This is a genomic window from Acinetobacter sp., assembly GCF_036666595.1.
In the GTDB taxonomy this organism is placed as follows: Bacteria; Pseudomonadota; Gammaproteobacteria; order Pseudomonadales; family Moraxellaceae; genus Acinetobacter.
Genome location: NZ_JAVWVO010000001.1, coordinates 261664 through 285373 on the forward strand (window position 1 = coordinate 261664; position 23710 = coordinate 285373).

At 41.5% G+C, this 23710-nt stretch carries 22 protein-coding genes; 11 read left to right on the forward strand and 11 right to left on the reverse strand.

The window, feature by feature from the left end; all coding sequences use genetic code 11:
- Positions 1-46: 46 nt before the first annotated feature.
- Together hda and RR876_RS01295 are read right to left on the reverse strand one after the other, a co-directional pair.
- Positions 47-751 carry a DnaA regulatory inactivator Hda gene (gene hda, locus RR876_RS01290; protein ID WP_332476985.1) on the reverse strand — a complete coding sequence of 235 codons (705 nt, stop codon included), beginning with the start codon at positions 749-751 and terminating at the stop codon, positions 47-49.
- 15 nt (positions 752-766) lie between these two features.
- Entirely contained in the window at positions 767-1987 is a 1221-nt protein-coding gene (locus tag RR876_RS01295) for an AI-2E family transporter (RefSeq protein WP_332476984.1), read from the reverse strand.
- Between the two features lie 132 nt (positions 1988-2119).
- Here RR876_RS01295 and purM point away from each other — a divergent pair, with 132 nt between their 5' ends.
- Both purM and purN read left to right on the forward strand, forming a co-directional pair.
- Positions 2120-3190: a phosphoribosylformylglycinamidine cyclo-ligase gene (gene purM, locus RR876_RS01300; protein WP_332476983.1), complete on the forward strand. Its 1071-nt coding sequence runs from the start codon at positions 2120-2122 to the stop codon at positions 3188-3190.
- 5 nt (positions 3191-3195) lie between these two features.
- Complete coding sequence (gene purN / locus RR876_RS01305) at positions 3196-3825, forward strand: phosphoribosylglycinamide formyltransferase (RefSeq protein WP_332476982.1); 630 nt, start codon at positions 3196-3198, stop codon at positions 3823-3825.
- 54 nt (positions 3826-3879) lie between these two features.
- On the opposite strand, the gene RR876_RS01310 is transcribed toward purN, so the two are convergent.
- Positions 3880-4680, reverse strand: coding sequence for an alpha/beta hydrolase (locus tag RR876_RS01310; protein WP_332476981.1), 801 nt, complete (start codon positions 4678-4680; stop codon positions 3880-3882).
- Entirely contained in the window at positions 4677-5696 is a 1020-nt protein-coding gene (sppA, locus tag RR876_RS01315) for a signal peptide peptidase SppA (RefSeq protein ID WP_332476980.1), read from the reverse strand. Before sppA ends, RR876_RS01310 begins: the two co-directional genes overlap by 4 nt.
- 127 nt (positions 5697-5823) lie before the next feature.
- Here sppA and RR876_RS01320 point away from each other — a divergent pair, with 127 nt between their 5' ends.
- Entirely contained in the window at positions 5824-6813 is a 990-nt protein-coding gene (locus RR876_RS01320) for a lysophospholipid acyltransferase family protein (RefSeq protein ID WP_332476979.1), read from the forward strand.
- On the opposite strand, the gene RR876_RS01325 is transcribed toward RR876_RS01320, so the two are convergent.
- From RR876_RS01325 to RR876_RS01335, 3 genes are all read right to left on the reverse strand, one after another.
- Positions 6713-9163, reverse strand: a complete 2451-nt coding sequence (locus tag RR876_RS01325) for a DNA internalization-related competence protein ComEC/Rec2 (RefSeq protein WP_332476978.1) — start codon at positions 9161-9163, stop codon at positions 6713-6715. The two genes, RR876_RS01320 and RR876_RS01325, sit on opposite strands and share 101 nt — an antisense overlap.
- Before the next feature lie 101 nt (positions 9164-9264).
- Positions 9265-9948, reverse strand: a complete 684-nt coding sequence (gene lolD, locus RR876_RS01330; protein ID WP_004693913.1) for a lipoprotein-releasing ABC transporter ATP-binding protein LolD — start codon at positions 9946-9948, stop codon at positions 9265-9267.
- Positions 9941-11176, reverse strand: coding sequence for a lipoprotein-releasing ABC transporter permease subunit (locus tag RR876_RS01335; protein WP_004693914.1), 1236 nt, complete (start codon positions 11174-11176; stop codon positions 9941-9943). Before RR876_RS01335 ends, lolD begins: the two co-directional genes overlap by 8 nt.
- Before the next feature lie 24 nt (positions 11177-11200).
- Between RR876_RS01335 and RR876_RS01340 the strand changes: the two genes are divergently transcribed.
- A complete protein-coding gene (locus RR876_RS01340; RefSeq protein WP_004693916.1) occupies positions 11201-11770 on the forward strand; it encodes a PilZ domain-containing protein in 570 nt (189 codons plus the stop codon).
- 15 nt (positions 11771-11785) lie between these two features.
- Here RR876_RS01340 and RR876_RS01345 read toward each other — a convergent pair whose 3' ends face one another.
- Together RR876_RS01345 and RR876_RS01350 are read right to left on the reverse strand one after the other, a co-directional pair.
- Positions 11786-12697 (reverse strand): EamA family transporter, encoded by a 912-nt coding sequence (locus RR876_RS01345; RefSeq protein WP_332476977.1) that lies wholly within the window; start codon positions 12695-12697, stop codon positions 11786-11788.
- 13 nt (positions 12698-12710) lie between these two features.
- Positions 12711-13181, reverse strand: coding sequence for a YaiI/YqxD family protein (locus RR876_RS01350; RefSeq protein ID WP_004693920.1), 471 nt, complete (start codon positions 13179-13181; stop codon positions 12711-12713).
- Positions 13182-13446: 265 nt separating this feature from the next.
- Between RR876_RS01350 and RR876_RS01355 the strand changes: the two genes are divergently transcribed.
- Positions 13447-14379 carry a hypothetical protein gene (locus RR876_RS01355; protein WP_332476976.1) on the forward strand — a complete coding sequence of 311 codons (933 nt, stop codon included), beginning with the start codon at positions 13447-13449 and terminating at the stop codon, positions 14377-14379.
- Between the two features lie 420 nt (positions 14380-14799).
- A complete protein-coding gene (locus tag RR876_RS01360) occupies positions 14800-14940 on the forward strand; it encodes a hypothetical protein (protein WP_004693924.1) in 141 nt (46 codons plus the stop codon).
- Between the two features lie 311 nt (positions 14941-15251).
- Here RR876_RS01360 and sthA read toward each other — a convergent pair whose 3' ends face one another.
- On the reverse strand, positions 15252-16667 hold the full coding sequence (gene sthA, locus RR876_RS01365; RefSeq protein ID WP_004693926.1) for a Si-specific NAD(P)(+) transhydrogenase: 1416 nt from the start codon (positions 16665-16667) through the stop codon (positions 15252-15254).
- Between the two features lie 208 nt (positions 16668-16875).
- Between sthA and lipA the strand changes: the two genes are divergently transcribed.
- Positions 16876-17889: a lipoyl synthase gene (lipA, locus tag RR876_RS01370; RefSeq protein WP_004693928.1), complete on the forward strand. Its 1014-nt coding sequence runs from the start codon at positions 16876-16878 to the stop codon at positions 17887-17889.
- Between the two features lie 291 nt (positions 17890-18180).
- Positions 18181-20655 carry an acyl-CoA dehydrogenase gene (locus RR876_RS01375; protein ID WP_332476975.1) on the forward strand — a complete coding sequence of 825 codons (2475 nt, stop codon included), beginning with the start codon at positions 18181-18183 and terminating at the stop codon, positions 20653-20655.
- A 97-nt stretch (positions 20656-20752) separates the two neighbouring features.
- On the opposite strand, the gene RR876_RS01380 is transcribed toward RR876_RS01375, so the two are convergent.
- The gene (locus RR876_RS01380) at positions 20753-21013 is read right to left on the reverse strand and encodes a hypothetical protein (protein ID WP_004693932.1); all 261 of its coding nucleotides are present in this window, start codon (positions 21011-21013) and stop codon (positions 20753-20755) included.
- Between the two features lie 273 nt (positions 21014-21286).
- On the opposite strand from RR876_RS01380, the gene RR876_RS01385 reads away from it, so the two are divergent.
- From RR876_RS01385 to RR876_RS01395, 3 genes are read left to right on the forward strand one after another with little or no spacing between them, the layout of a single operon-like run.
- Positions 21287-21637: a hypothetical protein gene (locus tag RR876_RS01385; protein WP_078425965.1), complete on the forward strand. Its 351-nt coding sequence runs from the start codon at positions 21287-21289 to the stop codon at positions 21635-21637.
- A gap of 7 nt (positions 21638-21644) precedes the next feature.
- Positions 21645-23372, forward strand: a complete 1728-nt coding sequence (locus RR876_RS01390; RefSeq protein ID WP_332476974.1) for a PepSY-associated TM helix domain-containing protein — start codon at positions 21645-21647, stop codon at positions 23370-23372.
- A complete protein-coding gene (locus RR876_RS01395; RefSeq protein WP_332476973.1) occupies positions 23369-23707 on the forward strand; it encodes a DUF3325 domain-containing protein in 339 nt (112 codons plus the stop codon). The genes RR876_RS01390 and RR876_RS01395 overlap by 4 nt, the downstream gene beginning before the upstream one ends.
- The last annotated feature ends 3 nt before the right edge of the window (positions 23708-23710 follow it).

A 23710-nucleotide genomic window follows, 5' to 3' on the forward strand; every position in this document is an offset into this window, starting at 1 on the left:
TCGTACTCTGTCACAGCTCGGACAATTTCTCAAGTAATATTATGATTTACCGATATTCGTCAATTAACGCATAAATTTGTCTGAGGTTTGCGTTACTCAGTTTGGTTTTCTCACCTTTTAACAGTTGAATCAGTTGTTCTAAACTTTGCAATAACACCGAGGTTTGATGTGGCCCATGCGCGAGTAAATAATCAATAATCTGTTGATCGATATGAATCCCACGGCGAGATAAAACCGACATCACCAATGTAGAACGATCAGCATACAAACTTCCGCTTGGTACTTTCACACTTACAGCTTGCGTCAGGCGAGATTGTAAATCGGGTAGTTCAAGTTTTAATTCAATCGGCGCAACACGAGAAGAGAACACCAACTGCCCGCCTTCTTCATTGTTGTAGTTGATCAGGTGAAAAACAGCTTTCTGCCAATGCGGCACACCGCTGATGGCTTCAATGTCATCTAAAGCGACAAGGTCAAAACGCTCTAAAGAAGTAATTGCTTCTGTTGGCGCATCCAACAACTCAAGTAGAGAAACTTGAATCGCTGTTTTCCCCACATCCAAATAAGAATCACAAATTGCTGAAAGTAAATGACTTTTCCCAGAACCCGCACCACCATACACATAAAAACGATTCATTAAACCTGCATGTAACTGACGAATCGCATCGATAACAGGCCCCCATCCCGGCCCAGAAAAATCACTGATTCGAGCATCGAGTTGGGGTTCAATATCTAGTTGCAATTGACGCATGCTGGTTTGTGTATCCTAAAGTTCTTTATGGTCTATCTGATCAATCTTACTTGAATTTTCAGATGCTTGCTGAGCTTTTACCGCTTGATTTTTTAGTTCAATATCAACATCAACTTGATCGGTTTCAATCGTAATTGAGCCCGCGGATGAATCTTGCACAACAAAAGTAGGTGTGCTGTACATTGGGCTATTTTCATAGAACTCACGTGCATGTCTTAATAAGACCACAATCACGGCAGCCACAGGCAATGCAATTAACATCCCTAAAATGCCGCCCAATTGCGCACCAGCGAGTACCGCAAATACCACAGCAACTGGAGATAAGCCAATTTTATCGCCCAACAAGAACGGTTGTAAGATATAGCCTTCCACTGCCTGACCAATCATAAAGACCACTCCAACCAAAAGTAATTGCATCCAATCAATCCCAAACTGGAACAAACTTGCAATCACTGCAGCAATAATCCCGACAGCAAAACCTAAGTACGGAATGATACTGCACAGCCCGGCTACCATTCCAATAATCAAACCTACTTCAAGTCCAATCAACTGTAAGCCCATTGCATAGACCACGCCCAAGAGCACCATGACCAAGAACTGACCTTTGACAAAAGCACCAAGTACACTATGACATTCTTTAACAATGACTAAGGTCTGTTCTTCATATCTCCGTGGAATAAGACGACGGAAACTGTCCAGCATGCGATCCCAATCTAATAAAAAATAGAATGCAATAATTGGGATCAGCACAACCGTTCCACCAATCTGAATAAAGTTCAGTCCAGATTGAGCCAATTTAGCAATCATGGCCTGAATACTGTCAGCACTATAGTTGGTCTGTACATATTCCATAATCGCGGCTGAAATCTGGTCAACATCCAATTCCATTGGGACCAGATTAAAACTGTCAGATAACCAAGGCAGAAATTTATAATTCGCCCAATGTATACCTGAAGGAATACTGTTCTTCGCATACATCAGCTGTTCCCACACCAGTGGAACCAAATACCAAAATGCTAATGTAATGACAACGCCAATACCGATAAAAACAGCACTAATAGATAACCAACGTGGTAAGCCAATTTTATGCAGTTTATCGACCAGTGGACTAAATAGATACGCGACTAAAAATGCACCAATAAAAGGTAAAACAACAGGCTTGAGTAGATACAACACCCAGAATATGAGCGCGATTCCTGCCAAAATAAAAATACGTTTAAGTGTACGATCTTGCATGCAATCTCGCCTTTGTCAGATTTAATCGTTATTGAGAAAAATATTTTAGTAAAGATAACATTTTAGCGCAGAAATAACATATGTGTTTCGTATATTCAGGTATAATCGCCCCGCGAATGCGGAGACTTCATTATGAGCAACTCAACTTCTACCCCAAACACTGGTTTAAGCTACAAAGATGCAGGTGTCGACATTGAAGCGGGCGACGCGTTAGTCGATCGTATCAAATCTGTCGCGAAGCGTACTACTCGTCCTGAAGTAATGGGCGGATTAGGTGGCTTCGGTGCACTTTGTAAAATCCCTAAAGGTTATGAAGAACCTGTTCTCGTATCTGGCACAGACGGTGTTGGTACAAAATTACGTTTAGCATTGAATTTGAACCGTCATGACACGATTGGTCAAGACTTGGTTGCAATGTGTGTAAACGATCTTCTTGTATGTGGCGCTGAGCCATTATTCTTCCTTGACTACTATGCAACTGGCCATCTTAATGTAGATGTGGCTGCAAACGTAGTTACTGGTATTGGTACAGGCTGTGAACTTGCTGGTTGTGCATTGGTTGGTGGTGAAACTGCCGAAATGCCTGGCATGTATGAAGGCGAAGATTACGACTTGGCAGGTTTCTGTGTAGGCGTAGTTGAGCAAAGCAAAATTATTGATGGCTCTAAAGTCAAAGCGGGTGACGTTTTAATTGGTGTTGCATCAAGTGGTGCTCACTCAAACGGTTACTCTCTACTTCGTAAAATTTTAGACGTAAAAAACGTTGACTTGACGCAAATCGTTGATGGTCGTCCACTTGCTGATGTTGCAATGGAACCAACACGTATTTATGTGAAGCCGATTCTTCAACTTTTAAAAGAAGTTGATGTACACGCAATGGCGCACATTACTGGTGGTGGTTTACCAGGTAACTTACCACGCGTATTGCCGAATGGTGCTCAGGCTGTTGTGAATGAGTCTTCTTGGGAATGGCCAGAATTGTTTAAACTTCTTCAACGTGAAGGTGGTGTTGAACAGTTCGAAATGTATCGCACATTCAACTGTGGCATAGGCATGGTCTTAGTTGTCGATGCTGCTGATGCTGACAAAACAGTTGAACGACTCAATACCCTAGGTGAAAAAGCTTTCACTATGGGGCATATCGTAGACAATGCTGAGTCAGTTGAAGGCGCAGACGAAAAAATCCGTGTGGTATTCGCTTAAGTCATATGATTAAAATTGCTGTTCTGGTTTCAGGAAGTGGATCAAACCTTCAAGCCTTGATTGATGCCAATCTGTCAGGGCAAATTGTGGGTGTGATTTCCAACAAACCTGAAGCCTATGCGCTACAGCGTGCTGAAAATTCAGGTATTGCAACAGCAGTCATTGAACACAAACAGTATCCTCATCGTGAAGCTTTTGATGATGTCATGCATCAGCAATTACTCGATTGGGATGTGGATTTGGTGGTTCTTGCTGGCTTTATGCGTATTTTAAGTGAGAAATTTGTCAGTGCTTGGGAAGGAAAAATGATCAACATTCACCCTTCTCTTCTACCGCATTACAAAGGTATGCATACTCATCAGCGCGTCTTGAATACTGGCGATCAACTGCATGGCTGTACCGTGCACTATGTGACGGCTGAACTGGATGCAGGTCAAGCTTTGGCGCAAGGTGTACTGAAAGTTGGTTCACATGATGGTGTGAACAGTTTGGCCCAGCGTGTACATACGCTTGAGCATATCATCTACCCGCAAGTGGTAGAATGGATTTGCACACAAACGATTCAGCATACAGACCAAGGCGTTCTCTACCGAGATACCCTGATGCACGAGCCGATTCAGTTTTGCAAATTTTAAAAATAAAAAAACGCCTCCAAGGAGGCGTTTTTTTATGGCTGCTAAAAAGTACTATTAAACATTTTCTTGAATCAGTGTCTTAATCAGAGTAACCGTTTTTTCTGGTCGCTCTAAAGGAAACATATGGCTTCCCTCAACGATTTGATAAGGAATGCCAAATTTCTTTTTCACTATTTGTGGAAACCCTGGACCAATAAAAGGACCCTTTTCAGCAATCAGCAAATGCATCGGCACTTGTGGTTTGCCCTGAGGTAGCCACCATAAAGAAGGATTAGTCCTAAAAATATGAACTTCATCCATTTTTGCAATCGTAAGTTCAACACCACCACGGACGCGATCTTCCGTTAAAGCATAGTCAATATAAGCTTGAAAGCAGTCTGGATCAAAGTCCTTATAAAAGCCTTTTGGACGTAAAAGTTCAGCTGCTTGCTCACGGCTTTCCCAATGGTCACGACGCCGTAAAGATAGCGCTGCTGGAGACATAGTATCGACCATTTTTAACTTCAGCATCTTCGCGAAGTGTAATGCAAACGAGGCTTTGCCCATAATCAAAGGCGGGTCCATCATGATAACTTGTTGAAATAGCTCAGGACGCTGTAATGCCGCCTGAAACGTCAACACTGAGCCTAATGAATGTCCCAAACCAATCACTTTACGACCCTGCGCCTGACGGACAATACTGTCTATCACTTGCTGAGTTAAGCTTTTCCAATGGTTATCAATCGGGTAGCTTCTATCTGGCCCTAATAAAGGTACATAGATCACATCATACTGATCTGACAATAAATCAAATAATTTCTGATAGACTTTAGAAGGCACGCCATTGGCGTGCGCAAAATGAATTAAAGGTTTCATTGCAGTTTCGTGGTCTGTTCAGTTTGCATTTGATTTGAAAGTGAAGATGCGAAACCAGCTCCCATCGATGCACCTAAACGGCCTAATACAGCATCCAGTGGGCTATGTACTACAGTATAATCCATCGCTTTATCGGTATTTAGTTCACGTTTTAAAGTATGTAAATTACCAATACGATCAGCAATACCCAATTTAACCGCCTGATCCCCTGTCCAGAAAAGACCTGAGAAAAGTGCAGGATCGTTCGACTTTAACTTTTTGCCACGACCTTGTTTCACAGCATTAATAAAATGCTCATGCACATTATCAAGTACACCTTGAACGTGTGCGCGTTGCGCAGGGTTAACGGGTTGTGTCATTGACAATAAAGCTTTGTTTTGACCAGAGGTCATAGTGCGGTCTTCAACACCTAGTTTTTGCATGAGGCCATTCACACCATAGTTCGGCATTATCACACCGATTGAACCGACTAAACTTGATGGGTTCACCAAGATTTCGTCCGCAGCAGATGCGATATAGTAAGCGCCTGATGCACCTGTATCACCAATCACTGCATACAATTTTTTATCGCTATGCGCTTTTTTCAAATATTGAATTTCTTGCCAGATTTCATCCGACTGAACCGGTGAACCACCCGGTGAATTAATATTGAGCACCACCGCTTGGCTTTGTTTATTTTCAAAAGCTTTCTTTAATGACTTAATCGTATCATCACTGTTCACGCTTTGCTCATCAGCGGCAATGGTACCAACAATATCAACCACAGCTATATGCTTAGATGCGTTTGCTTCCGTACCACTAGTCGAACAACTCTTGGTCATGGCAAATAGAATAAACAAGAGATAGGCAAAAGTTAGACATTTGAAAAAGATGCCCCAGCGACGTGCACGACGTTGTTCTTCAACGGAAGCTAAAACTGCTTTTTCTAAAAGTTTCCATTCGTTTCCTGTCGGTTGTTCATGTACAGGCTGTTGTTTCGGCGTTTCATTTTCTGGTTTTGGTGGCCAATCGGACATATAACAATCCAAACTTGAATAAAATTGCCCTCATTATATACACTGATTTATAGAAAACTGTCGAAACAGTTTATTTTGGCCTATAATATTTTATGTTTTTATCCACATGTACCATTGACTCTAAAGAATGACTAAAGCACATGAGCAAAACTCGACCTATCGTTTACTGCGTTTTGTAAGCAAACAACCTATTAAACTTGCACGTTTTTTTGCTAAGGGGTTAGCAGGTTTAGTCAATCTTTTAAAAATCAGTAAAAACAATGATGCCCTCAGACTCAACTTAAAAATTGCACTGCCTGAGCTGAGTGACGAGCGACGTGAAGTAATTGCGAAGCAAGCAGTGCGTAATGAACTAACCACCTATTTTGAGTTTTTTAGTATTTGGGGTTCAAGTAATCAGAAAAACATTGAACGCGTCCAAAAAGTACATGGTGAACATTTACTACATGAGGCACTTGCCGGTCAGAAAGGCTTGGTCTTAATCGTGCCGCATTTTGGAACTTGGGAAATTATGAATAGTTATATCGCCCAATTTACTGAAATGACCATTATGTACAAACCGGTCAAAGACCCTGGTGCTGACTTATTTGTTCGAGAGGCGCGCAGCCGTGAAGGTGCTCATCTTGTCCCTACCGATGAATCTGGGGTACGCCAGATTTTTAAGGCGCTCAAACAAGGGGGGACAACCGTAATTTTACCCGATCACACCCCAAAACAAGGTGGGGAAATGATTCCTTATTTTGGCTTTCCTTTGGCTTCAAGCAACCTGAGCGCCAAACTCATTCAAAAAACCAAAGCCAAGGCTTTACTGCTCTATGCTATTCGTAATGACGATGGCTTTGACATATACATTGAAGAAATCAGTGAAAGTATTTATCACGGTACAGCCAACGATGGCACCTTCGTCATTCACCAAGCCATTGAGGACCTGATTCATCGTCACCCAGAGCATTATCATTGGACCTATAAGCGCTTTAAAGCCAATCCTGAGCTTCGAACGCTGTATAACCTCCCTTTTAATGAGGCTGTGACGCGTTTAGAGCAACTGCGTATGGAACAACAGATTCAGTCGACTGCAACCACTGTCGAGTCTGACGTTGTGTCGGCTGCGCAATAAAACCGATACTGCCTTGCTCTGCTGTTGTTAAGAGTGGGATGTTTAAAGATTTCAAACGGGCTTGCGTTAATGTACTTGGATGTCCATAACGGTTATGGAAGCCTACTGAGGCAATTGCTAATTTCGGTTGATAGTGTTTTAAAAATGCATAGGCTGAACTATGTCGACTGCCATGATGACCCAAGACCAATACATCAACTTTTAAGTCCGGATAATCCTGTAATAATTGAAACTCGGTTTGCCAGCCAGCATCGCCCATAATCAGAAAATACTGATAAGGCTGTACATCCTTCACCTGTATATAGACCACACAAGATAACTCATTTTGCTGATAGGGCACTTGTGCCAATTGATTGGCTTTCGGTGACAAAATTTTGATTTCCACTTGTTCAGACCAGTGCCAGATCTGACCTTGTTGACAATAGTTAAAGTTTGACGTATTTGCCACATCCAATTGCTGATTGGAAAAGATTTGATTGATCGACAACTCATTTTTTAATGTGGCATAACTTCCACTATGATCTTGATCCAAATGTGTAAGTATCAGCTGATCTAATTGGCTCACACCTTGCTTCGATAAAAATGGCTGAATAATCTGCTTAGCAACGCTAAACTTCGATTCATCATAAGAGCCACCAACATCAATCATGGCATGCTGTTGACCATGCTGCATATACACGGCTTGTCCCTGACCGACATCCAATACGACCAATTCAAAAGGACGGTTTTGGCTATTGAAACCCAACAAAGGAATCAAACCTAGCACCAGCCATGATTTAGGGAGACTGGGTTTGGGCATAAAAACAATGATTAAAAGCACAATCAGTAAAATGACTTGCCAAGTATTGAGCGCAATCGGGTACAACTTAATCGGTAGTAGCGCATCCAGCACATTGAGTATACCCAATAAAAATACCAGCACCCAATCTGCCAACTGAAACAAAAGGCTGCTCAGCGGTTCAAAAAGATAAAAAGTAAATGCTGCCAAAACCTCCAGTGGTACAACCAGTAAACTGATCAGTGGAATAGCAACAAGGTTACTGATCGGGCTCACCCATGAGACTCGCTTAAAGAAAATAATCACCAAAGGCATCAAAGCCACAAATATTTTCCACTGCGACTCAACCAAAAGTTTTAGGCTAAAAACGAGTTTTTTCTGCCAAGACTGCGGGCGAGTCAAATCAAGCCGAATCGTGGTTTGATAAATGCGTAAAAGCACAAAGCACGCACCATAGGACAACCAAAAGGCAGCTGATAGAATTGAAAAAGGATCAAACAGTAAAAGGAGTGATGCACTCAATAAGAGTAACGTCAAAGCTGAAATTTTCTGTCTGAACCAAATCAACACACTTAAACAGAAACAACTGAGTAAAGTACGAAGCGCAGGAATTTCAAAACCAACAAAGGCACAATACAGCAATACGCAGCAACAAAATGGCAGTAACAATGCATAAGGTCGTGGGATTTTTAGAAAAATCTGTGGCCAATAACGATTTAGCGCCTTTTGAAACAGCCAACACAGCATCACGGCAAAGATAAGCACATGTGGCCCAGAAATCGCTAATAAATGGCTAATGCCAAAGCGTTGAAAAAAGGCTGTCGTCTCCTTATCTAAGAAACTTTCATCCCCTGTCAGGAGCGCTAGAATTAGGCCCTTATGGCTTAAGGGCTGGTTATAAATAAAATAACGAATGTTTAATCGCTGCTGTTCTATACCCAGTTGAATTTTATTGAGTACGCCCTGCTGTTTTCTTAAATAATTGGTATAGCCTAATGCAGAAATTTCTGACTCAGACAAGGGGTGTATGTGCTTGAGTTTAAAACCAGACATGAGATTACGTTGCAGATACCACTGCTCAACATCGAATACACCTTGCACGGCATAACTATGTGCAGGACGAATTTCCCCTGTCAGTCGGTAGTATTTCCCAAGTTCCAAGACCGCTTGCTCATCCGATATTCGTTTTTGAAAACCCAACCACTGCACTGGTTGCACATGTCGGTTCAAGACCTGTATTTCTTGCTGAATGCTCTCAGCACCCAGTTGGTTAATTTTTGCGATATAAACAATGACTTCAGCATCTTCAACTTTTGTTTCTTTATAGGCTAGACTCTGTTGCAAAGCTGATTGTGCATAATGATATCCCGCAGTTAAAAACAACATGCAATAAATCAGTCCACATAAAAACTGCAAAATAAGGGCGTGTTTGTGCTTAAAGAGAAAAAGCTGTAACGGCAAAAGTACGATGACTAAAATCAGCGCTGGATAAAAAAGGTGATTTAGAATGGAGACGGTCTGCCCCATCAATGCAATTCCAACAATCCAAGCAGTAGCATATAAAAGCTTCATTATTCTATTCAGTTATTTTTTTTATTGGCGCCATAATAAAGCCCACCGAAGTGGGCTTCAATAGATAGTGGCTTTATCTCATATTTTTATCGGCACTCAGCCTAGTCATTGACCCAAAGACCATCTTGCATATGCAAAATCGAATCGGCGGACTGAGCCAGTTGTTCATCATGCGTCACGATCAACATCGCCATATTGAATTCCTGACGTAAATCCATCAGCAGCTCAAAAATTTTGCTTGCTGTTTTCCGATCTAAGTTGCCTGTCGGTTCATCGGCCATCATTAATGCTGGCTTGGCCACCAATGCACGCGCTAATGCAACACGTTGCCGTTCCCCACCTGAAAGCTCACCAGGTTTATGGGTTAAACGATGCGTCAATCCTACACGTTCTAGTAAATATTCGGCTTGCTTTTGTACATCTTTAAAGTTGGTGCCTTGACGTAACATCAGTGGCATTGCCACATTTTCCAAAGCCGTAAACTCAGGCAATAGATGATGGAACTGGTAAACAAAACCTAAGTGTTGGTTACGTAAATAACCACGCTCAGCTTCATTCAAACTGTCAAAACGACTACCCTGCAAAAACACTTGGCCTGAACTCGGACGGTCTAACCCCCCCAAGACATGCAATAAAGTACTTTTACCCGAACCACTCGACCCCACAATCGAGACAAATTCACCTGCTTTAACTTGTAGAGAGAGACCTTTAATCACCTCAACAGTCGACTTACCATCGGTAAAATGCTTTTCAATATTTTGCGCTTCTAAAACAATTTTACTCATAACGTAATGCCTCCGCAGGTTGGATTTTTGCAGCACGCATTGCAGGATAAATTGTTGCAAGAAAACTTAAAATTAAAGACAGGGACACAATGGTTAATACATCTTGCCATCTTAAATACGATGGTAAGTAATTGATAAAGTAGGCATCAAACAGATGAAGTCCCATCACATTGTTTAACCAACCCACAAAACCACTAATTCCAGAGGCGAAAACAATGCCGAGAATCGCACCCGATACCGTACCAATCACACCAATAATCGTGCCCTGAACCATAAAAATACGGGTAATAGTTGCAGGTGAGGCGCCAAGGGTACGTAATATGGCAATATCCGATTTTTTATCGGTCACGACCATCACCAAGGAGGACACAATATTAAATGCAGCCACTAATACAATCAGGAAAAGCAATAAGCTCACCATGGCTTTTTCCATTTGGATCGCACTAAACAAATTGCCGTGAGTATAGGTCCAATTCGAGGCATAAAAACCGCTTGGCAAATCCATCACAATTTCATCAGCCACTTTAGGTGCTGCAAAAATATCATCCAATTTCAAGCGAATGCCTTGCGCGCCATCAGGTAGGCGTAACAACGTTGATGCATCATTCAAGGCAATATAGCCCATCATCGAATCGACCTCAGCACCAATGCTGAAAATGCCCACAATTTTGAATCGTTTAAAACGCGGCACTACACCCGCAGGTGAAGGTGTTGCCTCTGGTAAAACCAAAGTCACACTATCATTTAAACCTAAACCTAAGGCATCGGTCATTTGTTTGCCTAGAACAATACCAAACTCACCTTTTTTTAAGTTATCAATACCGCCTTCAACCATGTGGTCTTGGATAATCGAAACCTTTTTTTCATATTGAGGTTCGATCCCCGTGACCATAATTCCAGCCACTTGGCCTTGTGCCGTAAGCATCCCCTGCAATTGAGTAAACGGTGCTACGCCTGTGACGTGTTCCTTTGTCTCAATTTTTTTTGCAAGTTCAGGCCAATCTGTTAAAATTTGTGTTGAAGAAACAGTGGCTTGAGGTATCATTCCAAGTACACGTGTTTTCAGCTCTCGGTCGAAACCATTCATTACAGATAAGACTGTAATAAGTACAGCCACACCCAGTGTTAGACCGATCATCGAAACCAGTGCAATAAAAGAAATAAAGTGGTTGCTACGCCGTGCGCGAGTATATCTCAACCCTATATACAGCGAGATTGGTTTAAACATACCATCTAGTCCGAGGTCATAATTATGGAAAATTTACAGCATCAAAACGTTCAAACAGAACGTCGTGTGATGTCACGAATCGATGCGGCCTTGAGAATTAACTATCAGATCATTTCTGATGATGTTGCCCTGAATGACCCTTACGATCCTAATTTTGTTTTACCGCGCTATTTTCTACTACTCGCAGAATTAGATCAATTTGATCATGCACTAAACTACGAATTAGAACAATTATCTGAAAAAGATCAACAAATTGCTCGAATCTTATCCCTATTTAACCAGAAATTAAACCTGATCACGGGGTCTTTGTACGACACAATTGTACAAACCATGTTACCTACGCCTGAACATGTGAATTTTTCTGAAAGTGGTTTGAGTTTCTATAGCGAAAAGCAAATTCAAGATGGTACCTATATCCACTTAACCTTGAGCCACCCTGAAAACTTCTTCCATATTGCAGCGATTGCACAAGTGGTGTACAGCAATGAAGAGGAAAATGGCAAGTGCCGTACGGGAGCATACTTTATTACCTTGCATCCGCAAGATCGTGTCAAATTGGCCGACTGTATTTCTTTGACAGTCGAAGATCATTAAAGCCAGAACCTTGGACTAGTTTTGGCTTTTTAACTTTTGGGCAAGTTTACGACTTGCCTGAAGATCTTTATAAAAGTAAACGAACAAACCTGACAATAAAACCACTGCACCCAAAATCACCATCATCGAAAGTTTTTCCTGATTCAGTACAGCACCTATAAATAGAGCAATCATCGGCGTCATGACGGTAGTCAGCGATAAAGTCGTGGGTTGAATTTTCTGCACCAATTTAAAATAACAGAACATCGCAATCAATGACGCCATGATGACCGTATATAGCAGAGCCAAGCAAGTTTTTAAATCAGGCATTTGCTGCGGTGCATGCTGCCAAATAAATGGCACAATACATATAGCCGCCAATGTCGACACCAAAATTGAACCTGTCGCTTGTGCAACGGGTTCAATATTCGCATTGACTTTTTTCACCCAGAAAATAGAGGCTGCATAAGAAAATACACTCAGTAACATCAGCCCAATCCCAAACGGATGGACATGCTGTGCTGTACCTGCAAGGCAAATTATCGCAAGTCCCAGCAGTGCAATACACATTCCAAGCCACTGCATCGCACTCAAATAGGTCTTAAAGTAAAAACGTCCGATCAGCCCTGCCATAATCGGTGCTAAGCCAAACATCAATGCAATCATGCCTGAACTAATATAGTTAGTGGCAACATAGGTAAAAAACTGGGAACCAATCAAGCTAAAAGAACCAGCCAAATAACTATGCCAAGCGACTTTATCGGTGGGGAATTGTCGCTTTAAGACCAATAACAAACAAATAGCCAAAGGCAACGCGATGAAAAAACGTAATACCAACGCCCACAGCATATGTAAATCGGTCACACTCCACACAATCGCTAAAGGCGTTGTGGACCAAATAAAAACCAATAATCCATAGGTTGCCATCAGATTGGCTTTAGAAGACATAATCAGCTCGATGCTAAATGGCAGTTTTGCGTTTTTGCTTTTGAATGGTTTGGTCTAAAGAACTAGAAAATTCGCGTTTATCACGCTCAGAAATAGGTGGTGGCCCACCCGTGTTTACACCTGCTCCACGTAATGAATCCATAAAATCACGTAAATGTAGGCGGGCTTTGACATTAGCGGTAGTATAGATTTCACCACGTGGGTGAATTGCGATTCCACCCTTTTCAATCACCTGTGCCGCCAGCGGAATGTCTTGTGTCATCACAATATCATTCTCTTTCATGCGTTCGATGATTTCTTTATCCGCGGCATCCGCCCCACTCATTACTTGAATCGAATTTATTCGAACGGAAGGCGTAATCCCGACATTTTGATTGGCCACAAAGGTCACTTCAAGCTGATAACGATCAGAAGCACGTAAAATCACTTCACGTAAAATTTTAGGCAATGCATCTGCATCGACCCAGAGTTTAAATGGCAGCACTGCACATCCATAAACAAAAGAAACTACCTTAGTCTAACAAACTCAGTGCTTTAGCATAATAGATAAAACCGCTCAAAATCACTTATACAAAGCTTGCTTCATACTTTTTAAGTATCATGTGAAAATACTTTGCTCTTTTATCTGTCAAATAAAGTAAGGCTTTACTCTTTTTTGATGATTTTCCAGTAAAAATAAAATATAGCACTTGAAATATAGAAATAACCCTCGATTTAATAGGGATATATAACCTCATTCAATCGTGCATATGAACAATCAAAATAGTCCAGAAATAATCACCATTGATGACCAAAACTTTGGTAGCCACGTCGAGCATTGGAATTTACTCACAGATAACCCTGCACAAGATGTCCCTAAATGGTTAGGTTTAGCTTTAAATGCACCAATCATGCCGATGGGTTTATGCCAAACTGAACAAGATATGGATGCGGGTTGCTGGCTCATTCAAGGCCCAAGTCAAGCAGCTGTTCAGCTGACTCAAGTCATCGCGGTTGAAGACAATAAACCTAAGGCCGTTAAAACGGCATTTCCAAGTTTTAATAGTCCTTATAAAGTGTCTGCTGTGGTTGAACGCATCATTCGCGGTCAATCCAACACGCAAGCCGTTTTACGCTTGAACCTAGGCAATAACAGTATCGTGTATGCTTATGACAGCCTGTATAGCGTGAATCATGCTCAATACCAAAAAGACCAAACCTATATCGCACATCTCAATGCATGGGCATATGAACTAGAAGCAGTCGCAGAGCACGAACAACTGGTGGTTGATGACCCGGCATCGATTAAACATCATCGTGCCTTGAACGATATTTTGGCAGCAAACAATGGCATTGCTCCTGCAAACCTACAAGAACAGATTGATGCATGGGAACCAAAGTCGGATGATGACAAAGAACCTGTGACTGTCGATTTTTCAAAAATGGTTGCTTATTTGTATGGTGAAAAGATCGGTCAGGAAGATGAAGCATGGTTCCAAGGGAATATTGTTGGCAAAACCAGCATGCAATTTATGGAACAAGACTACACTCTGCTTGATGTTGCCTTGATTCATGAAGACAACCAAGCTGCAACACTGATTCGTATTGCCACTAAAAATCCAGAGTACACCAACTTTAATATTGGACAATACATTCGCGGCAATATTTGGATTCAAGCCAATATTTATGCATTAAATCAATAATTTATAAAAACAAGCCAACGTAAACTATGCAAGATCGATGTATAGTTTGCGTTGGCTTCTTTATTTATATCAATACGTTTTATTTTAATTTGAATTCATTTGTATAAAACTTATCCACATATTTTATTATCTCTTGGTATTTTAAATTCATTTAAAAGTACATTTACCCACAGTTTTAAATTCAATTATCTTATTTTAACGATGAATAATAAAATCCTAAGTTCTATGACTTTCAGATAGTTAGTTATTGGTAGTTGCTGGCTTCTAGGTTAATTCAGCATAAACTTGAATATTTAAGTGATTAAGTATAGTGGTGATCTGATTATTTTTAATTAGTACTTTATTTAAGCATTTTTTTATGTTAAAAATAGAAACATGCAATAGGATTTTAACGATAATTAAATCGGAATAAAAACTTCCATGAAAATTATGCAAGAAGAAAATATACAGCATGTAGAGCATCAATTAGAAAAGCGTTATCAGCTTGACGCCTATTCATGCATGTTTTTTGTGTTAGGCATGATGATTTCTGCCTACTTCTTACATCAGTTCATCCTGTAACTGATTTCACGTCGCAGCCCAATTCAAAAAAGCCAACTTTGTTGGTTTTTTTATGTCTAAAAATATCTGCTACGCCGTATCACTGGATCATTCTTTCCATGTTCTACGCTAAAACACATGACACCCACAAAATTACTTGCATCTCATAAGCAAAATTGCTCCCTCCCCCTTACTCGTCGCACTCACCTACCACCGCACAAATTGGTGAAAAGTTTTAGACATTGAGACATACCTACAATAAAAAATAGCAATTTTAGATATAAAAAAACCTGCAAGTCTAAACTTACAGGTCTCTGAAAATACTATAAAAATTAGAACAAACGGTTCATACCATTTAAGGTCGCTACACGGTACGCTTCAGCCATCGTAGGATAGTTAAATGTCGTTTCTACGAAATAATTGATGGTATTGTTTGGACTATTCATCACCGCTTGACCAATATGAATAATTTCCGAAGCGTTATTACCGAAGCAATGCACACCCAGCACTTCCAAAGTCTCGCGGTGGAATAAAATTTTCAATTCCCCCACTGTGTCACCTGTAATTTGCGCACGCGCCAAATGACGGAAAGAAGCCTGACCGACTTCATACGGAATTTTTTCTTCGGTTAACTCTTGTTCTGTCTTACCAATCGAAGAAATTTCTGGAATGGTATAAATGCCTGTCGGAATATCAACCACAGGTTCTACACCCACTTCACCGCTCATGTTTGCACCTGCGCAACGACCTTGGTCATATGCAGCAGAAGCCAGTGAAGGCCAACCAATCACATCACCTGCAGCGTAAATGTTTTCCACTTCGGTTTGGTATTGATCATTGACTGTAATTTGACCACGGCTGTTTGGCGTAATGCCCACATTTTCTAAGCCTAAGCCATCCGTATTTCCAGAGCGACCGTTACACCACAAAATAGCATCTGCTTTAATTTTCTTACCACTTTGTAAATGCAACACCACGTGATCATCATACGTTTCAAGATGATCAATTTGCTCATTATGGCGAATCAAGACACCTTGTTGACGTAAGTGATAAGACAAAGCATCAGAAATTTCATCGTCTAGATAGCTTAGCAATTTATGCTGTGTATTAATCAGGTCAACTTTATGATCTAGTCCAATAAAAATAGACGCGTATTCACAGCCAATGACACCCGCACCATAAATGATGATTTTTTGGATCGAATAATCAAGGTCTAAAATTTTGTCTGAATCGAATACACGTGGATGATTAAAATCAAGCGCCGCAGGACGATATGGACGGCTACCCGTTGCGATCACGATTTGTTTGCACATGATCGTTTCTTTGATGCCTTCAGGGCTAAAGACTAAAACCGTATTTTGGTCTTGAACATAAGCACGACCATGGTAAATATCAATTTTATTGCGGTCATAAAAACGTGAGTGTGTATCAACCTGTTGTTGAATCACTTTATGTGCATTTTGAAGTACTTGCTTCATTGTAAACTGACGCCAGTCACCCATTTTTTTAAACATTGGGTCACGGCGATAACGGATAATACTCGATACCGTTTGACGTAAAGCTTTACTTGGAATAGTCCCCACATGGGTACAGTTACCACCGAGCTGCTCACGTACATCCACAATCGCAACACGCTTTCCAGATTTGGCAAGTTTCATTGCCGCGCCTTCACCCGCAGGGCCTGAACCTAGAACGACCGCATCGTACTTAACGAAAGTTCCACCAACGACCTCTTTTTTACGTGGCATTCAACGCTCCTTCTTCAAAAACTTATTACTTATCTTGGGCATATTATGACGTAATTGCAGGCAATTTGCTGTATTTAGCTTACATATATTAAGTGATAACCACATTTAGTAAATGAATAGTATTTCCGCCCTATCAATTCGCATTTCCGCTATACTAATACTGCTATTTTTAGCATCTCCCCCGTCAAAAACAGTGGAATAGTTGAATATGTCTGAAAACCGTAAACCTGAGCAGGGTATCAAACTTCGTGGCGCAGAAAAGGTCGCGCGTATACCTGTAAAAGTTATTCCTACGGTTGAAACGCCACGCAAGCCGGATTGGATTCGCGTGAAAATGGCAGCACCCGAAGAAGTGCAACGCATTAAATCAACCCTACGTGAACAAAAACTACATACCGTTTGTGAAGAAGCTGCGTGTCCAAACCTACCTGAATGTTTTGGTGGCGGTACTGCAACCTTTATGATTATGGGTGACATTTGTACACGTCGTTGTCCTTTCTGCGACGTGGCACATGGCCGTCCAAATGCACTTGACGCAGACGAACCACGTCACATGGCCGAAACGATTTCAAACTTAGGTTTAAAATATGCCGTAATCACGTCCGTAGACCGTGATGACTTACTTGACGGTGGCGCACAACACTTTGTTGACTGTATTAAAGAAGCACGTGCATTAAGCCCGAATACTTTACTTGAGATTTTAGTACCTGACTTCCGTGGTCGTATGGACATTGCTCTTCGCATTATGACTGAGTGTCCACCTGATGTGTTTAACCATAACATTGAAACTGTGCCGCGTTTATACAAAGCGATGCGTCCAGGTTCAGACTACCAACACTCTTTAAATCTGTTGAAAATGTTTAAAGAATATTGCCCTGACGTTCCAACCAAATGTGGTTTGATGGTCGGTATTGGTGAAACTGAAGAAGAAGTCATTTCACTTTTAGATGATTTGCATGCACACGGCGTTGACTATGTAACAATTGGCCAGTATTTACAGCCTTCAAAAGAGCATGCGCCGATTGACCGCTTCGTTACACCAGAAGAATTTGAACGCTACACTGCACATGGTCAAAAGCTGGGCTTTAGAAATATTTGGGCAGCGCCGATGGTTCGTTCAAGCTACTTCGCTGACCGTCAATACTATGGCGAACCTGTACCAGCAGTACGTCGCAAAGCAGATCCTGCGAAAAAGATTGCGGTTCAAACGATTGAAGCTTAATTTGCTGTGGTGTTAAACAGTTAAAATGCAAAAATTAAAAGCTCTCATATGAGGGCTTTTTTTATTACGATCTTCGTTCTTTATATTTTTCAATTACGTATTCATACATTTCTAACACAGTCATTGTTCAATAAACACCCTAATCTAATTCAAAGTCTAAAATAATCGTGATGCTACACATCACATCAAATTCATTTTATTACACCTTTTTAGTCTACGTTTTGCCTTATTTTCCGTGGAATTCTATAAAACGTATGACTGACCTCACGGTGTAAACAGCGGGAGGTTTCAATGGGTTTCATTTTCGCCATTCTGTTTTTAATCTGTATCCTCTGGGCTATTTTTTATTTTGAACTTAGTCGCTTAATGGCGACTGTAATAATTATTTTTGCATCCCTCTTCGCTGCTATTTTTATCAGTCCGTGGTCATTACTTCTAGGTCTTCCCTTAATTATTCTCAGCCTGATTGTAGTTATTGATCCATTACGAAAGTCCTTAATCACTCAACCTGCCTATAAAGCTTTAGCCAAAGCCATGCCGAGTATGAGCAATACTGAGCGCGAAGCATTGGATGCAGGCACCAGTTGGTGGGAAAAAGAATTATTTATGGGTGTGCCTGACTGGAAAAAATTTGATGGTTATGTCTACCCAACATTGTCTGCTGAAGAGCAATCCTTCTTAGATCATGAAGTTGAACACCTTTGTGGTTTACTCAATGAATGGGAAATTCATCATCACTTAAAAGATCTTCCTGTTGAAGCATGGCAATACATCAAAGAACAAGGCTTTTTAGGTTTAATTATTCCCAAAGAATACGGCGGTCGTGCGTTTAGCTCCTTTGCACAAAGCCGAATCATGAGCAAAATTTCTTCACGTTCACTGACCACTGCGGTCAGTTGTATGGTGCCCAACTCTCTAGGCCCAGGTGAATTGCTTTTACATTATGGAACTGAGGAACAAAAACAGCGCTACCTACCAGGACTCGCTAAGGGTGAAGAAATCCCCTGCTTTGGTTTAACCAGTCCTGAGGCGGGTTCAGATGCGGGTGCAATCCCTGATACAGGCGTGGTCTGCTATGGTGTGTTTAAAGGCCAAGAAGTACTCGGTTTACGTATGAATTTTTCAAAACGCTGGATTACACTCGCGCCTATTGCGACTGTGATTGGTCTTGCTTTTAAACTCTATGATCCTGATGGACTATTAGGCGATGCAAGCAAAACTGAATATGGCATTACCTGTGCCTTATTACCGGCCAGTCATGACGGCGTCCAAGTCGGTGCACGACATAATCCTGGTTCACCCTTTATGAATGGCACGGTCGATGGACAAGATGTTTTTATCCCACTCGATTGGATTATTGGTGGGGTGGAAAATGCAGGTAAAGGTTGGCGCATGCTGATGGAATGCTTAGCCGTAGGTCGTGGGATTTCCCTGCCAGCACTCTCCACGGCCTCAGCTGAAATGGCCTATTTAAGCGTCGGTGCTTTTGCCAAAGTCCGCCAACAATTTAAAATTTCTATAGGACATTTTGAAGGCGTGCAAGAAGCCACCAGTGATATTGCCAGCGGTGCCTATATGTTAGAAGCTTTTCGCTATATGGTGACCTGTGGTTTAAATGAAGGTGGAAAACCTGCTGTGATGACAGCTATGGCCAAATACTATGCCACCGAAACCATGCGTAAAATTGTCAATCATGGGATGGATGTCGTTGGTGGACGGGCGGTACAAATGGGGCCGCGCAATTTTTTAGCACTGAATTATCAAGCCATCCCTATTTCGATTACCGTTGAAGGGGCCAATATTTTAAGCCGTTCTTTAATGATCTTTGGTCAAGGCTCAATGCGCTGTCATCCTTATTTATATGAAGAACTTCAACTCCTTCAAGCAGAAGATACAAAGGCAGCTTTAGCGCCTTTCGATACGCTACTTTTTAAACATTTGGCTTATACCTTTAACCGAACAGCTCGTTCATTCAGTTATGGCATATTCGGTGGCCCTTCAGATGCTTCCGCACAGACAGATGCTTTCTCACGTCCTTTTTACAAAACCATTAACCGTTTCAGTGCCAACTTCGCCTTAACCGCAGACCTGTGTTTAGGCTTACTTGCAGGCGATATTAAACGCAAAGAAATGCTTTCAGGGCGTTTAGCCGACATTCATGCCCATCTATTTATCGCGACCGCTATTTTGAAGTTTTATGAAAAAGGACAACGTAGTGAGGTGGAACAACAACATGCTCAACTGGCTTTAGAAAAAGCATTTGTCCAAATTCAGGATGCATTTGATGGGCTATTTGCAAACTTTCCTATGCGAGCGGCAGCTTGTGTAGTCAAGTTCATCTGTTTCCCTTTTGGTCGTGTTGCCCAGCAACCAAGTGATCAGCTAAAAACGCAATTAGGACTTTCGATCATGGAAAATAATCCTTTCCGTGAACAACTGAAGCAGCATGTTTTTTACAATACCGATCCAGATGACGTCTTTGGGCGTATGGAAAATGCGTTCCAAGCAGCATTAAAGATTGATCCGCTGTGGACGAAGTTTAAAAAAGCGGAGTCTAAAGGACAATTTGAAGGCTTAGATTTTGAATCACATATTCAACATGCACTTGAAACAGGATTCATCAGCCCTGAGGAAGTGGATCAGTTGATTCATTACAATGCTCAACGCTTCGATAGTATGCTCACCGACATTTTCGACCATAAGCTTGAACAGACACTAGATTTAAAGAATCCCTACCATAAAAAGGCTTCCGATATTCAAGCATAGGCACCTCATAGTTTTTTGAAATACCTAAAAGATAAAAGTCCATTCACGGGCTTTTATTTTATCCACACACTATAAACCATGGCATCGAAGCGAAGTTTTAAATCCAATACACGTTTAAACGGTAATAGAACTCTTCAACTTCCAAACGGACTTGATATCCCAGTTGGGTAAGTTCTGCTGAAAGATGACGAATATCTTCTAAGGGTAAATGTTTTGGCAATACGGTAAATACCGCAGTATTTCCCTGTTTCGCACTCTCCTCTATTAGTGATGCTAAACGTAATTTATAGATTTCAATATCTAAATACGCTTGGTTGGACATAATTTTTGCCTGTTCGGCATTAATAAAAGCAGCCATCTTTTCCTCCAAATTCGCCCAAGTATTGACTATGAAACTAACGCAGATCAAAACAGTGTATAACGTGATTTGGTAACACTGTGTAGCCATTCCTTAGAGAAATAACAATAAGAATCAAATCGATTTAAAATGGCAGCGACTACAATCCAAATTTTTCTATTCACCAAACTCACTTACCGTTACAGAAAAAATAAATAAAGTTACCATCTATTTTATTTAAATAATAATTGTTATCATTTACAACATTGTTTACTAATGCACCAACTCTCTTCCATGAATAGCACCACTCAAATTGATGCCTTGGTTCATTCGGAAAAAGTCCGTCCGAAGCCTGCCAAAAAGAAGAAAGTCGACACACCACTTAGCTACCGTCTGATGGTGTTGTATCGATTTGCACTTGCCTTGCTTGGAGGTTATCTCCTTGCTGCACTCTCTGCATTAACCATTGCCAAACTCTTTATTGCAAATCCTGTGAATGCGGCCATGAGCGCCACACTCATTGCATTTTGTCTTAACTGTGCTGCCTTTATTTGGGTCTTTATGGTTCAAAAAACCTTAAAAGCAACGCTCGGCATTGCTGTGCCATGTATTGCACTGTATGCCCTACTCAAATTTTTAGGATAGTTTTTCAATGCGTGTTGATAAAAAAGCGGAAGGACCGCGCCAATCCATGTCATGGTTGCATACATGGGCCAGTCTCATTTTAGGGTGGCTGCTGTATGCAATTTTTGTGACTGGAACACTCAGTTTTTTCCAAAATGAAATTTCTACTTGGATGAAACCAGAAACACATCAATCTGTCCCCGCACAGTCTCAAGTGCAACAAATGCAGGTCGTGCTCAACTATTTACAGAAAAACCACCCTGATGCAGGCAGTTGGAATATTCAACTACCCAACTCACGCCAAACCACAACTGAAGTGACTATTCGTGCCGTTGGTGAAGACCCGAAAGCACGTCGTGGTGGAACACGCATCACCTTAGACAGTGCGACTGGTGAAGTAATTGAACCACGGGATACGCGTGGTGGTGGTTTCCTATACCGTTTCCATTTTGAATTGTACGGTTTACCCCGCCTATGGACGCGTTGGTTGGTCGGGATTGCCACCATGTTCATGTTGGTCGCAATTGTTAGCGGCATCATTACCCATAAAAAAATCTTTAAAGATTTCTTTACCTTTCGCTCTGGTAAAGGTCAGCGTTCATGGCTAGATGCACACAACGCAACCGCTGTTTTTGCATTGCCTTTTCATCTAATGATTACCTTTAGTGGCTTACTACTACTCATGTTTATGTTCATGCCTTGGGGTATTAACCAAGCATATGAAAATCGACAACAGTTTTTACGTGACCAACAGGCCAGCATGATTGAGCAGCCCCAAAAAGCTGAAGATGTGCAGCGCGAAGGTCGAGGTCAACGCGAAGGCGAAACAGCGGCTCGTGGAGAACGGGGACAGCAACGCGGTGAACATGCTCAAGGTCGTGGTGAGGAACGTCCAAAACCCGAACTCCGCCCTGCCCCACTGACAGACTTAGCGCCAATTATGGCAGCGGTACAACAACAGTGGAAAGACAATCCAATTTCTTCAATTAACATTATTTCACCCAATACAGACCAAGCCAAAATTGAGTTGCGTGCTTTACGTGCTGAAAGTGTCGCGCATCGCAATGTGTATGCAACACTCAACTATAATGGGGTCACGGGTCAAGACGAAACGGATAAAAATATACGAATCAAAAATCCATCGATTCCAAGTGGCATTTATAACGTGGCCACTGTCTTACACGAAGCGCGTGGCCTCGACTTAGCACTGCGTTGGTTATTATTCTGCTCGGGTATTTTAGGCACGCTCATGGTGGCGACAGGCCTGATCCTTTGGTGTGTAAAACGTGCACCCCAACAGCAGAAACAAGGCTATAAATCTTTTGGTTTCCGACTGGTTGAAGTCCTGAATATTGCAGCCATTATTGGTTTGCCTTTGGCCTGCGCGGCATATTTTTATGCCAACCGTTTCATTCCAGCAGATGTAGAAATGCGCCTGAACTGGGAAATTCGTAGCTTCTTTACCGTATGGTTACTCACGCTGATTTATGCCATTTTCCGTACCCACCGCCAAGCATGGTTAGACTTACTTTTATTGGCAACACTCGCTTTCGGCCTGCTGCCAGTGGTCAACTTGATGACAGGCGGTCAAGCTTTGTGGAACAGCATTCCGCAAGGCCAATGGATGATTGCATCGGTTGATTTAGCCATGTGGGTAATGGCAGTGATTTTCTATTTCGCTTATGACAAAGTTAAAAAACATCAAGGTTTGCCGAATAAAAAAGTGAAAACACTTGTTCAGGAGGCCGAAGCATGATTTGGTTTCTGATCATTTGGACTTTAGCGACCTTAGGTTTTTTTGCACTTGCTAGCAGTATGTCTAAGCACCAAAAGCAAATCTTTGCTAAAGAACTGACGCTTCAGCAAACACGCTTAGCAACCACTGTGGGTTGGTTACTCCTAATTGTTTCTTTGTTCATTTGCTTAACACAAGGACATTGGAGTACCGAAATCAGTTATTGGGTCGGCGTGATTAGCTTCGCGGCACTGTTTGTTGGACTTTGCTTAAGTTATTTTGAGCAAAAAATTAAGAATATCGCTGTTTCAGTTTTACTCTTATTTATATTCAGTCTAACTTTGCACCTGATCTGAACC

What these genes read in the sequence shown, in the direction of transcription:
- RR876_RS01335 (WP_004693914.1), bottom strand. Translation starts at nt 11,176, where the DNA reads ATGTTTAAACCAATCTCGCTGTATATAGGGTTGAGATATACTCGCGCA.
- RR876_RS01345 (WP_332476977.1), bottom strand. Translation starts at nt 12,697, where the DNA reads ATGTCTTCTAAAGCCAATCTGATGGCAACCTATGGATTATTGGTTTTT.
- RR876_RS01395 (WP_332476973.1), top strand. Translation starts at nt 23,369, where the DNA reads ATGATTTGGTTTCTGATCATTTGGACTTTAGCGACCTTAGGTTTTTTT.
- RR876_RS01340 (WP_004693916.1), top strand. Translation starts at nt 11,201, where the DNA reads ATGGAAAATTTACAGCATCAAAACGTTCAAACAGAACGTCGTGTGATG.
- purN (WP_332476982.1), top strand. Translation starts at nt 3,196, where the DNA reads ATGATTAAAATTGCTGTTCTGGTTTCAGGAAGTGGATCAAACCTTCAA.
- RR876_RS01385 (WP_078425965.1), top strand. Translation starts at nt 21,287, where the DNA reads ATGAATAGCACCACTCAAATTGATGCCTTGGTTCATTCGGAAAAAGTC.
- RR876_RS01375 (WP_332476975.1), top strand. Translation starts at nt 18,181, where the DNA reads ATGGGTTTCATTTTCGCCATTCTGTTTTTAATCTGTATCCTCTGGGCT.
- lolD (WP_004693913.1), bottom strand. Translation starts at nt 9,948, where the DNA reads ATGAGTAAAATTGTTTTAGAAGCGCAAAATATTGAAAAGCATTTTACC.
- RR876_RS01355 (WP_332476976.1), top strand. Translation starts at nt 13,447, where the DNA reads ATGAACAATCAAAATAGTCCAGAAATAATCACCATTGATGACCAAAAC.
- lipA (WP_004693928.1), top strand. Translation starts at nt 16,876, where the DNA reads ATGTCTGAAAACCGTAAACCTGAGCAGGGTATCAAACTTCGTGGCGCA.
- sppA (WP_332476980.1), bottom strand. Translation starts at nt 5,696, where the DNA reads ATGTCCGATTGGCCACCAAAACCAGAAAATGAAACGCCGAAACAACAG.
- hda (WP_332476985.1), bottom strand. Translation starts at nt 751, where the DNA reads ATGCGTCAATTGCAACTAGATATTGAACCCCAACTCGATGCTCGAATC.
- RR876_RS01325 (WP_332476978.1), bottom strand. Translation starts at nt 9,163, where the DNA reads ATGAAGCTTTTATATGCTACTGCTTGGATTGTTGGAATTGCATTGATG.
- RR876_RS01295 (WP_332476984.1), bottom strand. Translation starts at nt 1,987, where the DNA reads ATGCAAGATCGTACACTTAAACGTATTTTTATTTTGGCAGGAATCGCG.
- RR876_RS01390 (WP_332476974.1), top strand. Translation starts at nt 21,645, where the DNA reads ATGCGTGTTGATAAAAAAGCGGAAGGACCGCGCCAATCCATGTCATGG.
- purM (WP_332476983.1), top strand. Translation starts at nt 2,120, where the DNA reads ATGAGCAACTCAACTTCTACCCCAAACACTGGTTTAAGCTACAAAGAT.
- RR876_RS01310 (WP_332476981.1), bottom strand. Translation starts at nt 4,680, where the DNA reads ATGAAACCTTTAATTCATTTTGCGCACGCCAATGGCGTGCCTTCTAAA.
- RR876_RS01380 (WP_004693932.1), bottom strand. Translation starts at nt 21,013, where the DNA reads ATGGCTGCTTTTATTAATGCCGAACAGGCAAAAATTATGTCCAACCAA.
- RR876_RS01320 (WP_332476979.1), top strand. Translation starts at nt 5,824, where the DNA reads ATGACTAAAGCACATGAGCAAAACTCGACCTATCGTTTACTGCGTTTT.
- sthA (WP_004693926.1), bottom strand. Translation starts at nt 16,667, where the DNA reads ATGCCACGTAAAAAAGAGGTCGTTGGTGGAACTTTCGTTAAGTACGAT.
- RR876_RS01360 (WP_004693924.1), top strand. Translation starts at nt 14,800, where the DNA reads ATGAAAATTATGCAAGAAGAAAATATACAGCATGTAGAGCATCAATTA.